Source organism: Pseudomonas sp. BP6 (assembly GCF_017875935.1).
Classification (GTDB): domain Bacteria; phylum Pseudomonadota; class Gammaproteobacteria; order Pseudomonadales; family Pseudomonadaceae; genus Aquipseudomonas; species Aquipseudomonas putida_Y.
The window spans coordinates 4,593,093-4,608,450 of sequence record NZ_JAGINI010000001.1 but is presented as its reverse complement, the minus strand read 5'-3'; the positions used below and the strand labels follow the sequence as shown (position 1 = coordinate 4,608,450).

The window sequence follows — 15,358 nt, the reverse complement described above, 5'->3', positions numbered from 1 at the left end:
CGCGCGGGTTGTGGGCCCGCGTTGTATTTGTGGATCAGCTCAATGCCGCGGCTCCAGGTCCCCCGAATACAGCTCATCTTCGGACTCTTCCGACCCCGCAATCTTGTGCTCTTCGGCTGCCCAGGCCCCCAGGTCGATCAGCTTGCAACGGTCCGAACAAAACGGTCGGAACGCGTTTTTTTCGCTCCATTCCACAGGCGCGCCGCAAGTCGGGCAATCGACGGTCAATGGCTGGCTCATGGCTGGCCTCCTTTCAAAGTCAGGTAAAAGTGGTGCAGGCGGTCAATCTGCTCATGCAGCGCGGCCAGGCCGCCGTCGTTGACCACCACATCATCGGCATGGCGCAGGCGATCCTCACGGGCCAGCTGCGCCTGCAAAATGGCCTGCACGTGCTCGGCACTGGTGTTGTCCCGCGCCAGGGTACGGGCTATTTGCAGGTCCTGTGGCGCATCGATCACCAGCACACGTTGGGTCTTGTGATGCTGGCCCGATTCGATCAGCAGCGGCGACACATAGACCGCATAGGGCGACTGCGCCTTGGCCAGATAGCTGAAAATCTCCTGACCGATCAGCGGGTGCAGCAGTTGCTCCAGCCATTTGCGCTGCGCCGGATCGGCGAAAATCAGCTGGCGCAGGGCGGCGCGATCGAGCTGGCCGTCGCCCTGCAGCACGCCCGGGCCGAAGCGCTCGACGATGCTGGCCAGAGCCGGACGACCAGGTTCGACAACCCAGCGCGCCGCCTGGTCGGCATCGACCAGGTGCACGCCAAGCTCGACAAAGCGCTCGGCAGCGGCGCTTTTGCCGCTACCAATGCCGCCGGTCAGGCCGAGAATCCAGGGGGTAAAGGCCGCAGTGGTCATCAGTATCCAAGCAGTTGCATGTATGAGGCGTATATTTCATCACCCCAGAGCACGGCAATCCACCCCGCAATTGCCAGATAAGGGCCAAACGGGATTGCCGTGCCCATGGCATCCCGGCGAAAACGCAGCAGGCACAGGCCAAACAGCGCCCCCACCACCGACGACAACAGCAGCGTCAACGGCAGCACCTGCCAACCCCCCCACGCCCCGATCAGCGCCATCAGCTTGAAATCGCCATAGCCCATGCCTTCCTTGCCGGTGAACAGCCTGAACACCCAGTACACCGTCCACAGGCTGAGGTACCCGGCCACTGCGCCCCACAGTGCGTCGGCCAGGGCCACATGGATACCAAAGGCATTGACGATCAGCCCTAGCCACATGGTCGGCAGCACCAGCACATCCGGCAGCAGCTGGTGGTCCGCATCGATCAGGCTCAGCGCCAGCAGGCACCAGGTCAGCGGCAACGCCAGCAACGCCTCTACCGAAGCGCCAAAGCGCCAGGCCACTACCAGCGACAGCAGCGCGCTGGCCACTTCCACTACCGGGTAACGCAGGCTGATGCGGTTTTTGCAGGACGAACAGCGCCCGCCCAAGGCCAGGTAGCTGATGACTGGAATGTTCTCCCACGCACGAATCCGGTGCGCGCAGTGTGGGCACCGGGAGGCGGGCAGGCACAGGTCGAAGCGCGCGTGCTGCGTGGTCGGCAGCCCCAATACCTCTTGCGCCTCACGCTGCCATTGCCGCTCCAGCATGATCGGCAGGCGATACACCAGCACGTTGAGAAAGCTGCCCACCAGCAGGCCGAGCACCGTGGCGAAAGTAAGGAAGTACGCTGGTTGTTCAGCCAGCAAAGCCCATAAAGTCATGTTCAGATCAAACTACCCAACTGGAAGATCGGCAGGTACATCGCCACCACCAGGCCACCCACCAGCAAGCCCAGGATCAGCACGATGGCCGGCTCCAGCAGGCTGGTCAACTGGTCCAGCGCCTGGCTGACCTGTTCCTCGTAATGGCTGGCGGCTTTTTCCAGCATCTGGTCCAGCGTGCCGCTGGATTCACCGATGGCCGTCAACTGCACCAGCAACGGGGGAAACAGCGGTTCACCGGCCATCGCCTGGTTCAGCCCTTGCCCATTGGCCATGCCTTGGCGCAGCCGCAACACCGCCTGCTCGTGCAGGTCGCCACCCGTTACCCGCGCCACCGTCCCCAGCGCATCCAGCAACGGCACCCCGGCGCCGTAGGACGTTGCCAGGCTGCGCGCAAACCGCGCCAGCGCGGCCTGCCCCAGTAACTTGCCAAACACGGGCAAGCCCAGCACCCGCCAAGATATCCACAGGCGCGCTGGCGCGTGCTGCCGGTAAAGCTGGCGCACGGCAACACCCAACACCAAGCCCATCACCAGCAGCAGCGGCGCAAACCGGCTCAGCCCTGTGGACAAGTTGATCACCCATTGGGTAAATGCCGGCAACGCCGCACCCATGCCCGAGAACATGCTCTCGAATTTGGGAATAACCTCCAGCAACAAGATTGCCGACACCCCCAGCCCGGTCAGCAGCAGCAGCAGCGGGTAGATCATCGCCTTACGCACCTTCTTGTGCAGCACCCGACGCTGTTCCAGCATGCCGGCCAGCTGCTCCAGCTGGCGGTCGAGCGTACCGGACTGCTCGCCCACCCGTACCAGGTTGCAATACAGCGCATCGAACCATGCCGGGTGACGCTGCAACGCATCCGCCAGCCCCAGGCCCGAGGCCACATCCTGTTTCAATCTTTCCAGCAACGCCGCCTGCGCCGCATCGCAACCACTGCGGCCCATCACCTCGAACGCCTGCAGCAGCGGCACCCCGGCCTTGAGCAACGTCGCCAACTGCCGGCTGAACCCCGCCGGGTCAGCCTTTTGGCGCCGCTTCGGCAAGCTGAACGCCAGCCCGCTGGCCGGCCGCAAACTTGCCACCGTGATGCCCTGGCGAATCAGCCCGGCGCGCACATAAGCCGGGCTGCGCCCGGGTGTTTGGCCGCTGACCGGCGCGCCATTGGCGTCGGTGCCGTGCCAGCGGTACAGAAGTGAAGATGAAGTCATGCAAAGGTCCTTGTTCAGCCCCGGCGACAAGCCTGGAAACAGCTTGCCGCGTCCCTGCAAGGGCGCGCGTCCGTGATGCTCACTAGAGTAGTTCAGCGAAGATGACGCCCGTGCGGGCAGGGGTGACAAAAGGTGTCTGTTCAGGCCTACTGCGCCGCTGCCGGTTGGGGCGCAACTGACCTCAATGTGTAAGCGAATCAAAAAGGAACTACGTTCATGAAAGGGCAACGCGGTATCACCCTGATCGAACTGATGATCGTCGTCGCGATCATCGGCATTCTGGCGACCATCGCCTTACCGATGTACACCAACCACCAGGCACGCTCCAAGGCCGCGGCCGGGTTGCTGGAGATCAGCGCGCTGAAGACGGCGATGGATCTGCGGCTGAATGATGGAAAGGATGTAGCGGATGTAGCCGCGCTGGGTGGCCAGCCGGCGACGGCGCATTGTGCGATCACGGCGAGCGGTAAGGCCGCGGATGGCAGCGGCAGCATTGTCTGCACCCTGGTGGATGCGCCGGCCAACGTGCTGGGCAAGGCCCTGACCCTGACGCGTTCGGCCAGCGGCTGGGCGTGCACGACCGACATCGAGGAAGACCTGGCGCCCAAAGGGTGCAAGGGGGCTTGAGGGCAGGGCAATAAACCAGTGGAAACAGGGGTTTGCGTTACGGGTGTGAGCAGTGGTACGTTGCGCTACACGCCGGTGTAGCTCAGTCGGTAGAGCAGCGCACTCGTAACGCGAAGGTCGCAGGTTCGATTCCTGTCTCCGGCACCAGAATCAGTTGGCCTATGGCGATTTCTCGCTACCTGGCACCAATAGAAGCCCGCCTTGTGCGGGCTTTTTTGTGTGCGCCAGGCATGGCGCGTTGCGCGTAAGCGCAACCCGCTTGGCTGTGGTGGCCAAGCGGGTGACTTGGAGGTGGAAGTCCTCTACACACCCGGCAAGGGGAAGTGTTAGCCGGAGGCAAGGGTGTCGCGGGTGACCGCGAATCTGAAGGAAGCCCGAGGCAAAATGCTGGCCTGACGAACAGGAAGCGGATAGAGGCGGCACAGCGGGGTGAGGTGGCACAAATCGCCAAAGCCCAATACTTGCACGGAACGCTGTGACGTAGATCCGACAGGCATAAGCAGGAAGGTCGCGCGAATTACCCTGGGAGATCTGTACGTTTGCCATTGTGCTACCGCGCGTCGAAAGGCGACGGGATGAGCGTGCAGAAGTCAGCCGAAGCCGTAGTAAGTGGCGGTTAACCGCGCCACCAAGGGCCGAACAGGTTATGCCGCCAGTAGGCGTCGCCGTCTCGTTGGTAACCGTAATGCAGAAATTTCCCACAGCGGAAACTGTCATCCCGAGTTCCGGCCAGAAGCCGAGGGTGACGCCTGACAGTGCAAAGGTATCGACGGCGTCCGTGACGTGGACGAACGCGGAGCCGGACACGCTGATGGAGCGGGTGCTTGCACCGGCCAACCTCAGACGTGCGTATCAACGCGTGGTCAGCAACAAGGGAGCACCGGGTGCCGATGGCATGACGGTCGCTGACTTGGCGGGCTACGTGAGACAGTATTGGCCAACCCTCAAGGCCAGGTTACTGGCCGGTGAATACCAGCCCCAAGCAGTGCGAGCGGTTGAAATTCCCAAGCCGCAGGGCGGCACACGGCAACTGGGAATCCCCAGCGTCGTGGATCGCCTGATCCAGCAAGCACTGCAGCAGCAGCTCACACCTATCTTCGACCCACTGTTCTCGGACTACAGCTATGGTTTTCGTCCGGGCAGAAGTACGCATCAAGCCATCGAGATGGCTCGTGCTCATGTGACAGCGGGACACCGCTGGTGCGTGGAACTCGATCTGGAGAAGTTTTTCGATCGGGTCAATCACGACATCCTCATGGCCTGCATCGAACGTCGGATCAAAGACAAGTGCGTACTCAGGCTTATCCGCCGCTACCTTGAAGCCGGGATCATGTCGGGCGGTGTCGTCAGCCCACGGCAGGAGGGGACGCCGCAAGGCGGCCCGCTTTCGCCGTTGCTGTCGAACATCCTGCTCGACGAACTCGACCGCGAGCTGGAGCGACGGGGCCATCGCTTCGTACGTTATGCCGATGATGCGAACATCTATGTACGCAGTCCCCGGGCCGGCGAACGGGTGTTGGTCAGCGTCGAGCGCTTCCTGAGAGAACGTCTGAAGCTGACGGTGAACAGGAAGAAAAGCCAAGTGGCAAGGGCGTGGAAGTGCGACTACCTAGGCTATGGGATGAGCTGGCACCAGCAGCCAAGGCTGCGCGTGGCAAGGATGAGCCTAGACCGCTTACGCGACCGGCTCAGAATGCTGCTGCGCAGCGTACGGGCTCGCAAAATGGCGACTGTCATCGAGCGGATCAACCCCGTCCTGAGAGGCTGGGCTAGCTACTTCAAGCTCAGCCAGAGCAAGCGGCCGCTTGAGGAACTGGATGGTTGGGTCAGGCACAAACTCCGCTGCGTCATCTGGCGTCAATGGAAGCAGCCTCCCACGAGGCTGAGAAACTTGATGCGCCTGGGGTTGAGCGAGGAGCGTGCCAACAAGTCAGCCTTCAATGGCCGAGGTCCATGGTGGAATTCGGGAGCGCAACATATGAACTACGCGCTGCCAAAGAAACTGTGGGACCGGCTCGGGCTGGTCTCGATACTGGATACGATTAACCGGCTTAGCCGCGTAACCTGAACCGCCGTGTACGGAACCGTACGCACGGTGGTGTGAGAGGACGGCGGGTGTGAATCCGCCTCCTACTCGATTCCCGCTTTTTTCCCCACGGATCTGCGTGTTTTTGACTTAACGGTTCGCAGTTTTCCACTTAGAGTTGGACGTATTTTTAGATAATGGTTAGCTGTCGATCAGGTTTTGGCCAGTGTTTACGGGGTGAGAACCGAAATTTTTCTAGATAATGATTTTTCCGTTTAGAGATAATTCTGAGATGGCCCAGTTTTCTGACCACGACCTGCAAGCTACTGACCCCGTCCTTCGACTCGCCGCTGGTTGACGTTCTGGCCAAGCTCGAGTTTCTGCGTAGGCTGAGGCTGGAAGGGGACACTCCACCTCAGGTGTTCTTTCAGTTGAAGGCGCTGTTCCACACGCTGGAGAGCTTGGGGTCTGCTCGAATCGAGGGCAACCACACCACACTGGCCGACTACATCGACAGCAAGGTCGAAGGGAAGGCCGAGAGCACCGATCAGTTGCTGGAAATTGCCAACATCGAAAAGGCGATGGATTACATCGAAGAGGTGATCAAGCTCGGTGCAGACCTGACAGAGCATACGATCCGAGAATTGCACGCCATGACCGTAATGGGGTTACGGCGTGAAGGCGATAAAACGCCAGGCGCCTACCGGGAAGGGGCGGTCAGGATCGCACAGGCGGAGCATCTGCCTACAGAAGGTGTGCTGGTGCCGCAGTACATGCAGGAGTTGGTCAGCTTCATCAATCGCGACGATTCCCCTAAATACGCGCTGATGAAGGTCGCCCTGGCGCACCACCGTTTCGGTTGGATTCACCCATTCGGCAATGGCAATGGGCGGGTGGTAAGGCTGCTGACCTATGCGCTGTTGATGAAGTACGGTTTCATCGTGAACACGGGTGGTCGGGTGCTCAACCCTACTGCGGTGTTCTGCAATGACCGGGACAAGTACTACACCATGCTGGGGCTTGTCGATACTGGCACCCAGCAGGGCTGGAGGCATGGTGTACCTATGTGCTGCAAGGCATCCGCGACGAATTGGAGAAGGTGGACAAGCTCACCGACTATGGCTACCTCACGAAGTGCATTCTTTTGCCGGCGGTGAGTTTTGCCCGCAGTCGGGAGTGGATTACCGAGACCGAGGAACAGATTCTGGTCAGCGTCATAAAGATGAAGGTTGTGAGATCGAGTGACATCGCTCAGGCACTCCCCGCGCTCACGGCTAACCAACGGACTTATCAGATCAAGAACCTGGTAGAGCAAGGCATGCTTCTGCCAATCAACCCAGGTTCGAGGCAATACACCATTGGCTTCTCCAACAATTACCTGGTGCGTGGGGTCATCAAGGCACTGAAGGAGCAGGGGTTCATTCCAGAGCCACTTGACAGGCCGTGAATAACTGCAAGATCGGCACTAATTCAGCTTGAATTCGTCTCCTTTCGTGAACATTAAGGCCCGAATGTGATCACGATGCTCGAATATTCCACGCCCTGTGTGGGAGCGGCCTTGTGTCGCGAAAGGGCCGCAACGCGGCCCCGGCAATTGTGTCGTACACAGAGATGGTTGACGCCTCAGACATGGTTTTTTACGAGCTAGCGATTCTCCAGCGATTCGCTAAGCACTGTGACGATGTGGGTATTCCCATCCCCAACGATTCCCAGGCCTTCAGAAAGACCATCCTAGACACCCAAACCGCAGACCGTTTCTACAAAGATCCTTCACTATGGCCTAATCCTGAGATCATAGATTTCATGGCCATGGCGCCGCAGCATCACGGGGTGCCGACACGATTGCTTGATTGGACGACTAGATCATTCACTGCTGCCTATTTTGCGGCCAGCAGTGCCATCGCTCGTTTCAGTGAGTGGGGGGCAGATGGTCAGAAAAAATGGGCACCCGAAGCACGTTAAGTAAGTGCCATTCGGGCCTGTCCCCCTTTTTTTATTTTCGGGAGTGAACAAAAAGGGGGAGGGCTCTAGTTCCCAAACCGCTACGTCGTGCCTAGTCCTAAATCCGCGTTGCTCGTAGGAATCGTCTCGCTAGCTGCTCGAGGCCTCATTTGCCCCTTCTTAGCTGTTAGGTTCTTTCGCTCCTACAGTTCGCAAGGGACTCTGAAATGCGCGTCAGTCTGGATGGGCTTGGCCAAGCAGTAGACGGTGATGTAACCACCACAGGTGCGATTTGCATCGCCACCGGGGAAGGTTACCTCGACGAGGGACGAATGGTCCTGAGGATGGGGGATCCCACCACACCTTGTCCACTTTGCGGGCTGGAAGGAAAGGTCGTCGAAGGGGTTTGGCACTTCATCTCGGATGGCCAGCCAGTCGCGATGGATGGCGCGTTAGTTGATTGCGGTTGCCCAGAGGGTAGCAACCGGGTGGTGGCGCCTTTAGGGGAAATGCCCCCGCCGCGGCTGCCGGTTGCCGTACGCATTAGCCTCAAACCCGCTGGCCCAGGGAGCTCTAGCGCTTTGGCAGGGGCTTCGCCCGCCATGGTTGGCGGGTTGCCTGGGCAGATGCAGCCGGGATTCTATGTGGTGCCCCGGAGCATGTCGTTCCCGCAGATTCTGTTGGAGCTGGCTAGCCATGATTCGACCTTGCCCATTTCGTACCTGCAACGCCTGAACCCTACTTTCGAGCAGGGGTTCAAGGCAGGGGAAATCTTCGTCATCGGCGATCCGGATAACGGTTATGCCTGCACCCAGGAGGAGGGCCAACTTATGGCGGCCGCCGAGCGCGCGCGACGTTCCTTGGCTGTACTCGATTTTGCCGAGTCAGATTTCATGATGGAGTATCAGGCTGAAATTGCCGGACTGCTTAGTGACGCCAGTCTCTCCATGGGTGTGGGTAAGGACATGATGGACCACGGCCTCCGGCAGCTTCGCAGCACACTTGGCAACATCGAGCGTTTGCATCAGCAAGAATTTCTGCGCCATGGCCATCTGAATAGTCCATCGTTCTTCGCCGAACGACGGCTGTTATTGGAACAGCTAGATGGTCAGCTGAAGGCGACTTTTCTAAATAAACATCTGAATCTAGGGGCCTACGAGCGGCTGAAGAAAAGCTTGAATATCTCGACCAAGAGCCTTGTGCATCATTGGTCGAAAGCCGGTGGGCCAGGGCAGATTCCTGGGTACGCCACATACTTGGACAAAGTGGCGAAGCTTAGTAAGTACCTTCGGTATGGTGGGCATGCCGGAATTGGCTTAGGTGGTACATCTTCCTATCTGAAAGTCCAAGAGGCCTGCCGTGCAGGGGAAACCGAAGGCTGCAAAAAAATTCGTTTGTCTGAGGCAGGTGCTTTCGCTGGGGGGCTGGCGGGAGGGATCGTGGGTGGCAAGATTGCTGGGATCACTGCGCTCGCTGTATGTGGGGTGTTCTCTGCTGGTACCGCGGGTTTCGGGGCGCCGGTATGTGGCATTGCGCTGGTCGGGGGAGGGGCTTTTGCTGGGAGTATCGCCGGTGCGGAGGGCGGTGAGCAAATGGGCGAGCTGATCTATGAATCACATTATGACTGAGTTCGAGAGTTGGCCCGTGTGGCTGAAGTGGATAATGCTGGCGTGTCCGTTCGTGATCGCGTTGGCCGGTTGTGCGGTCAGTGCATTCATCGCGGGTACAAGAAATTTCACTGTTGCAACCTCGGCTATCCAAAGTCATCCCGGCCTGGAGCAAATGAAACTGTTTTTGGGCACGCGGCGCTTTGGCGCTCGGTGGCTGCTGATAACGTTTCTTTGTGGAATACTCATTTGGCCTGGCGTACATATGCGCCGAGGGCATCTGGACATCGAAGAACTAGAAAACTTCCCTGCAAAACTTAAGTTGGCTCTACAGGTATCCACGTGGCTGACGGCCTTTGGCTTCGCTTGGATGTGGGTGACCTATGGATTCATCAAGGCGTGAACGTTGATGCCACGGCGGTCGTAGCTCTCACGCAGATTAGCGATTAACCCCTAGCAGATCGCTATAGGCCTAGAAATCGAAGGTTGTCATCCTATTCGGCGCGATTCATGCATTATTTGTAGGCATTTCCTACAAGTTACCCTATTGCCCGATTAAACAATGTGAGGCTAAATTTCTCCGTCACGGTAAAACCCGTGACCGGGCGTAGGAACCCGTTGGTAAACTTGGCGCACGCACTAGGCGCCCCTGCACCACAGCTGGCGCTTTTTTTGCGTCTGCTGTGCTGTGTCATGGCGGCTGTGTGTGGGCAGGCTTCGGCCTGGCCGGGTTTCCAAGTTTCCCGGTATTCCTACCCCGCACACAGCTGCCACCCAATCCCGTAGGAAGGATCGTGGCAGCTCCAACTAAAACTTGGAGCCTCATGCATGCTCATCTCAAGTCCAAGCAGGATCCTCGCATCCGTTCTCCTCCGCCGTTCTTCAACGGCCCCCAGCTATTTCACCCTCAGCCAACCCCGCTTCGTCGCCACCCAACCGGAGGCCCGCCATGTCTGACCAAGAACGCCTCTCCACCATCCAAAGCTACGCCTGGACCCTCGAACTGCTGGGCGAAGCCCTGGTCCAGCACGACGAAATGCTCGAGTGCGAACACAACCCGCGTCTGAGTTTTCGCAACACGGCCGGTATCCATCAGGCGATCCGGATCATCAGCCGGTTGGCCAGTGAGCAGTGTGGGAAGGTAATGGAACGAAGCGAGCAGGGTCTGGAGCGTTAGGCCAGATCGTCGATCAAGGGTGGGGCCAGATAGCAACAGTGAGGCTGGCCCTCAACTGACAGCGATCTGGTCCTTTTTGCCTGTGAAGCTGGCTGCGTGGCGGATGGAAAGGGCTTTGCCCGTGTTCGCGGGGCAAGCCCGTCGCCCATGGTGATGGCGCTAGCTTTTGAGTTTTGTGCATGACAGTTGCTCTCGCAAGGCCAATGGCAAGTCCTGGTACTGAGACCATTCCACAACCCCCGAGCCCCGGAAAAACGCGGGGCTGGAATCTTTCCAAGCCGGCGCTAGCCTCAGAAGCCCCAGCGTCCTCTCAGCTACCAGCCATCAGCCTTCGGGTGGCCTTTTCGCAGGGGCGGTCAATACTTCTCTCTATACGCAGGCGTGTTCCTGGTGGCGCGCGCCGCTGGGAGGTGTCTGGTGAACAAATTAACGATTGTGGGTGCCGGCCTGGTCGGCGAGGCGGCGGCGCAGATCATCGCCCGGGATGAGTTGTGCCGTGAGCTGGTGTTGATGGACGTGCAGGGTGAACTGGCGCAGGGCAAGGCGCTGGACGTTTGGCAGGCGGCTGTGGATTCAGGTTCCGATACCCACGTTCACGGCGGGGCCAAAGCCGAGATGCTGGAGGGCTCCGAACTGGTGGTGATCACGGCGGGCGTGCCGCGCAAGCCCGGCCAGTCGCGTCAGGATGTATTGAGTACCAACCTGCCAATCATCGACAGCATCATGGCGGATATCAAGCACCACGCGCCGACAGCGACGGTGCTGGTGGTGTCCAACCCGGTCGATGTGCTCACCTACCGCGCCTGGAGCGTCAGCGGGCAGGGGCGCGACAAGGTGTTCGGGCAGGCGGGGGTGCTGGATACCGCGCGCATGAAGTGCTTCATCGCCGAGCAAACCGGGTTTTCTGCACGGGATATCACGGCGCTGGTGCTGGGCGGGCATGGCGACAGCATGGTACCGCTGATGCGCTACTGCCAAGTCGGCTCGGTGCCGCTGTCGCACTTCCTGTCCAGCGAGCAGATCGAACAGATTGTCGAGCGCACCCGTAAGGGCGGCGGCGAGATTCTGGGGTTGAAGAAGACGGGGAGCGCCTGCGATGCGCCGGGCGTGGCTATTGCACAGATGGTTGATGCGATCGCCAATAGGAGGAACCGTATTTTGCCGGCGGTGGCGATTCTTGAGGGCGAGTATGGGCGAACGGATATCGCCATGGGTGTGCCCTGCGTACTGGCAGAGAAGGGGCTTGAGCGGATTATCGAGTTGCCGCTGGATGCGCAGGAACAGGCGATGTTCGACCACTCGGCAGACCAGGTGGCGCGGGATATTGCAGAGATGAAGGCGTTGTAGGGCTTGAAGCGTCATGCATCGGGTGTGGCGGCTCGGGCAGTGGGGGAACATTTTGCCTCCGTACCTGTCACACCCGTTCATTGGGATTCAGACCCACCATTACCAAGGAGAGGTAGGCATGGCTTTCGACGCTTTTATCCAAATCGACGACATCGCTGGCGAAGCGCTGGATGAGCAGTACACCAACTGGATCGAGATCAACGGCTATAACTTCGGTGTCAATCAAAGCACGTCCGCTACCGCAAGCTCTTCCGGCGGTGCAACGTCGGGGCGTACCACCTTGACCAACTTTACGTTCACCAAGTTTCTCGACAGCGCGAGCTGCAAGCTGCTGGAAGCCAGCTGCTCGGGCCAGCATCTCAAGGAAGTAAAACTTGCGCTTTGCCGGGCAGGCACCGACAAACTCAAATATTACGAGATCGTGCTGGAAGAGGTCATCATCGCCGACTACTCGCAGAATGCAAGCTCGGGCGTTCCCATCGAAATCGTCCAGTTGAACTATGGGCGTATCAAGACCACCTATACCCGCCAGAAACGTTCCGACGGCAGCGGTGGCGGGAATGTCGCCGGCGGTTGGGACCGGATCAACAACAAGAAGTACGCGTGAGGTAGGGCCATGTCCGAAGCACGCAGCTTCATCAACCCCAGAACCCAGTCTTATCAGTCGCTTAAAGCCAGCACACCGTTGTCGGGGTATGCCAAGAGCAAGTTCGATGTGTTGAATGCCCACATTGCCAACAGCGTGGTCATGGCCGGGGAGTTGGTCATCCTGGGTGACGCTGGTACTCCTTCCTGCACCAGCCACGAAGCATTACTGATGGCCAAAGCTGTCGAGGTGCACGCTGGCCTGCTAACTAGCGGCGTAGACGCGGATGATTTTTTTCTCGAGCACTTCGACTTGCTGCAGAGCTTGCTGGCTAACGCCTCGATTGGGGCGGGCGCCGCTAGCGAGGGCTGGAGCAAGCACCTGACCAATATCAAGACCACCCTTGTAGAAATCGAGAAACTGCACCGCGACTACCTCAGTTCTGGCACTCTCGCTGCCCGTGATGCCTTCTACGCCAAGCGCTCTGCACTTTTCATGAAGCTTGAAAAGCAATTGGGCAACGTTGCTGCGTATGGTTCTGGTTTACGCCGTCAGGGCAAGATCAAGCAGGCATTGGGCATCTCGACCCGCAGTTATCTGCATACCGGCGAGATTTCCGGTTATGCCGAAAAGGTATCTGGCGTTGCCAGGGCGTCGAACTTGGTGAAAAGGGGCACTTATATCGGTACTGCGCTGGATGTGGCGTCCACCGGCCTCTCAATTCATAAGGCCTGCACCACGGGCCGGGAGGATCAGTGTCGGCGCGCCAAGTATGTCGAAACCTCGACGTTGATGGGTAGCCTGGCGGGCGGCAGCGCCGGGGGCTATTTGGGGGGTATGGCAGGCACCGGTATTTGTGCCGTCGTTCTGGGGGTCACTACAGGCGGCCCCGGTGCACTTGCTTGTGCTGTCGTCGGAGGAGCAGTGGGCGGTAAAGTCCTCGGAGATGCCGGGGGCAAGGGGGGCGAGATATTTGGTGACTTTTTGTATGGCGAGGTATCGGAGTGAATGAAGTTGAGCCTGGGCTAATTGCGATTCTGATTCTTGCACCCATGATGCTGGCGATGGTCGTACAGTGTTTCATCGCACATAAATACACTGAGTACTACGAGTCGTTGCTAACGCGCTGTAGCTTCGTGACCGGCAATAAAATCACGTTTCAACATGCAGGCCTTCTGGGCAAGGTTATGCGTACGGGTTTGATCTCCATGGTGCTGGCTATACCGAGCCTCTTCGTGCGCAGGGGGTTGATTGACTTCGATGAAGTCAAACGTTTCCCCTCAAGCATGAGACGACTGCTGGTGAGTCTGTTGGTCATTCACATCCTGCTGGCAACCGCGCTGATTATTTTCACTTACGCGTAGCCTGGCCGCTCCTGCATGGGGCGCGGTCAGGCCTGTCGGTTTTGCACGAGCCGTGCAGCCCTCAGCGCTGATAAGCCTTGCCAAAATGCCGTTCCAGGCGCGCCTGCAGCAGTTCCAGCAGTATCGACAGCACCCAGTAGATCACGGCGGCGGTGGTCAGCATTTCCAGGTAGCGATAGCTCGAACGCCCATACGACTGCGCCAGAAACATCACCTCCCAAACCCCCATCACGGAAATCAGCGACGAGTCCTTGAGCATCGAAATGAACTGGTTGGCGGTGGGCGGAATGATCACCCGCATGGCCTGGGGCAGGATGATGTGGCAGAAGATCTGCGGCGTGCGCATGCCCAGCGCCAATGCTGCTTCACGTTGCCCGCGGGCCACGCCGAGGATGCCGGCGCGGAAGATCTCGCTCAGGTAGGCGCCGTAGTTCAGCGACAAGGCAATGATGCCGGCGCTGATGGCGCCGGGTACCAGGCCCACCTGCGGCAGCCCCAGGTAGATCAGCAGAATCTGGATCAGCAGCGGTGTGCCACGGAAGAACGAGGTGTAGAAGCTGGCCACACCCACCAGCACCGCGCTGTTGGATAACCGTGCCAGCGCGGCGGCAAAGCCGAGCAGCACGGATACCACCATCGAGCACAGGCACAGGAACAGGGTCAGTGCGGCGCCTTGCAGAAAACCATTGGGCCCCAGCTTGAAACCGGCCAGGTTGGGAAACTTCTCCAGAATGATGGCGAACTTCAGGTCAAAGCTGAGGAAGAAGGCGACAAACAGCCCGAACAGCGCCAGCCAGGTCAGCAGTAACCGGGTGCGAAATCCGAACAGGCCGGCGCCCGCAGGCTTTGCCACGGGCTTGGGGGAGGGAGGGAAGGTGCTCATTTGCTGATGTCGGCGCCAATCCATTTCTGCGACAGCTTGGCCAGGGTGCCATCAGCCTTCAGCTCGGCGAACACCTGGCGTACCTTGGCATCCCACTCGGGGTCGCCTTTTTCGATGGCCACTGCGTTGGGCTCTTCATACAGCGGCGCGCCGGCCAGATTGAAGCGCTTGTCCTGCTGCAGGCGCGGCTGCGCGGTCACCAGGTTGGTAATGATGGCGTCCAGGCGCACGCCAGTGCCCAGGCCCAAGTCCTGGAAGGCGACGTTTTCAGTGTCGTAGGGCGCAGCCTGCACGAAGTCGAACGGGTAATCGATCTTCTGGTCTTCCTTGCCTTCAATGACCAGGTTCTTGTTCAGGTAGCTTTCGTAGCTCGATGCACTGATCGAACCCACCTTACGGCCTTCCAGGTCTTTGGCACCATGGATGCGCTCATCCGAGGCATTGACCACGATCACGGCGGGCGATGCGTAATACTCCACGGGGAAGTCGAACACCTCGGCGCGCGCCTTGCTCGGGGTCATCGAGCAAATGCAGATGTCGTAGCGCCCGCTCCAGCGGCCAGCGGCAATCACGTCCCAGGACGGTGTTTCCAGGCGCAGTTTGACGCCGAGCTTGTCGGCCACTGCCTTGGCCACGTCCACGTCGTAACCGTCGAGCTGGTTATGGTCATTGAGGAAGGAAAACGGCGGGTAGCTTTCCATCAGCACATTGACCATTTCCTTGCGCGATTCAACCCGCTCCAATGTGGCGCCAGCAAAGGCTTGGGTGGCAGTTGCGAGCAGTACAAGGCCCGCACCCAGCAGAGAAGAAAATCGCATGTACATACCTGATATGTTGGGCAAATGGGTGATAGGGTATTTAAT

The 15,358-nt window shown here is 59.2% G+C and carries 16 protein-coding genes, 1 tRNA gene and 1 pseudogene; 12 read left to right on the top strand and 6 right to left on the bottom strand.

Annotated elements, in window-relative coordinates; genetic code table 11:
- Positions 1-39: 39 nt before the first annotated feature.
- The 4 genes from yacG to J3A98_RS20875 are packed head-to-tail and all read right to left on the bottom strand — an operon-like array spanning position 40 to position 2,937.
- The gene (yacG, locus tag J3A98_RS20890) at positions 40-240 is read right to left on the bottom strand and encodes a DNA gyrase inhibitor YacG (RefSeq protein ID WP_010951889.1); all 201 of its coding nucleotides are present in this window, start codon (positions 238-240) and stop codon (positions 40-42) included.
- On the bottom strand, positions 237-860 hold the full coding sequence (coaE, locus tag J3A98_RS20885; protein WP_004575721.1) for a dephospho-CoA kinase: 624 nt from the start codon (positions 858-860) through the stop codon (positions 237-239). Before coaE ends, yacG begins: the two co-directional genes overlap by 4 nt.
- Entirely contained in the window at positions 860-1,726 is an 867-nt protein-coding gene (locus J3A98_RS20880) for an A24 family peptidase (protein ID WP_209968120.1), read from the bottom strand. Before J3A98_RS20880 ends, coaE begins: the two co-directional genes overlap by 1 nt.
- Positions 1,727-1,728: 2 nt before the next feature.
- Entirely contained in the window at positions 1,729-2,937 is a 1,209-nt protein-coding gene (locus J3A98_RS20875) for a type II secretion system F family protein (protein WP_209968118.1), read from the bottom strand.
- A gap of 216 nt (positions 2,938-3,153) precedes the next feature.
- On the opposite strand from J3A98_RS20875, the gene J3A98_RS20870 reads away from it, so the two are divergent.
- From J3A98_RS20870 to J3A98_RS20815, 12 genes and pseudogenes are all read left to right on the top strand, one after another.
- The gene (locus J3A98_RS20870; protein ID WP_176685551.1) at positions 3,154-3,564 is read left to right on the top strand and encodes a pilin; all 411 of its coding nucleotides are present in this window, start codon (positions 3,154-3,156) and stop codon (positions 3,562-3,564) included.
- A gap of 71 nt (positions 3,565-3,635) precedes the next feature.
- Positions 3,636-3,711, top strand: a tRNA-Thr gene (locus tag J3A98_RS20865).
- Between the two features lie 499 nt (positions 3,712-4,210).
- The gene (ltrA, locus tag J3A98_RS20860) at positions 4,211-5,632 is read left to right on the top strand and encodes a group II intron reverse transcriptase/maturase (RefSeq protein ID WP_051096403.1); all 1,422 of its coding nucleotides are present in this window, start codon (positions 4,211-4,213) and stop codon (positions 5,630-5,632) included.
- A 263-nt stretch (positions 5,633-5,895) separates the two neighbouring features.
- Positions 5,896-7,037 (top strand): annotated as a pseudogene (locus J3A98_RS20855) (Fic family protein).
- Positions 7,038-7,201: 164 nt separating this feature from the next.
- Positions 7,202-7,552 (top strand): FRG domain-containing protein, encoded by a 351-nt coding sequence (locus J3A98_RS27135; RefSeq protein WP_348635638.1) that lies wholly within the window; start codon positions 7,202-7,204, stop codon positions 7,550-7,552.
- Positions 7,553-7,758: 206 nt separating this feature from the next.
- Positions 7,759-9,159: a PAAR domain-containing protein gene (locus J3A98_RS20845; RefSeq protein ID WP_209968115.1), complete on the top strand. Its 1,401-nt coding sequence runs from the start codon at positions 7,759-7,761 to the stop codon at positions 9,157-9,159.
- Positions 9,152-9,541 (top strand): hypothetical protein, encoded by a 390-nt coding sequence (locus tag J3A98_RS20840; protein ID WP_003247529.1) that lies wholly within the window; start codon positions 9,152-9,154, stop codon positions 9,539-9,541. Before J3A98_RS20845 ends, J3A98_RS20840 begins: the two co-directional genes overlap by 8 nt.
- A 546-nt stretch (positions 9,542-10,087) precedes the next feature.
- Entirely contained in the window at positions 10,088-10,315 is a 228-nt protein-coding gene (locus tag J3A98_RS20835; RefSeq protein ID WP_209968113.1) for a hypothetical protein, read from the top strand.
- Between the two features lie 417 nt (positions 10,316-10,732).
- Entirely contained in the window at positions 10,733-11,662 is a 930-nt protein-coding gene (locus J3A98_RS20830; protein ID WP_209968111.1) for a malate dehydrogenase, read from the top strand.
- A 118-nt stretch (positions 11,663-11,780) separates the two neighbouring features.
- On the top strand, positions 11,781-12,269 hold the full coding sequence (locus J3A98_RS20825) for a type VI secretion system tube protein Hcp (RefSeq protein ID WP_047605116.1): 489 nt from the start codon (positions 11,781-11,783) through the stop codon (positions 12,267-12,269).
- A 9-nt stretch (positions 12,270-12,278) separates the two neighbouring features.
- Positions 12,279-13,256, top strand: coding sequence for a hypothetical protein (locus tag J3A98_RS20820; protein WP_209968109.1), 978 nt, complete (start codon positions 12,279-12,281; stop codon positions 13,254-13,256).
- Positions 13,253-13,612, top strand: a complete 360-nt coding sequence (locus J3A98_RS20815) for a hypothetical protein (RefSeq protein ID WP_020191670.1) — start codon at positions 13,253-13,255, stop codon at positions 13,610-13,612. Before J3A98_RS20820 ends, J3A98_RS20815 begins: the two co-directional genes overlap by 4 nt.
- A 61-nt stretch (positions 13,613-13,673) precedes the next feature.
- On the opposite strand, the gene J3A98_RS20810 is transcribed toward J3A98_RS20815, so the two are convergent.
- Both J3A98_RS20810 and J3A98_RS20805 read right to left on the bottom strand, forming a co-directional pair.
- Complete coding sequence (locus J3A98_RS20810; RefSeq protein ID WP_003247513.1) at positions 13,674-14,495, bottom strand: amino acid ABC transporter permease; 822 nt, start codon at positions 14,493-14,495, stop codon at positions 13,674-13,676.
- Positions 14,492-15,313: an ABC transporter substrate-binding protein gene (locus J3A98_RS20805; RefSeq protein WP_209968107.1), complete on the bottom strand. Its 822-nt coding sequence runs from the start codon at positions 15,311-15,313 to the stop codon at positions 14,492-14,494. Before J3A98_RS20805 ends, J3A98_RS20810 begins: the two co-directional genes overlap by 4 nt.
- Positions 15,314-15,358 lie beyond the last annotated feature (45 nt).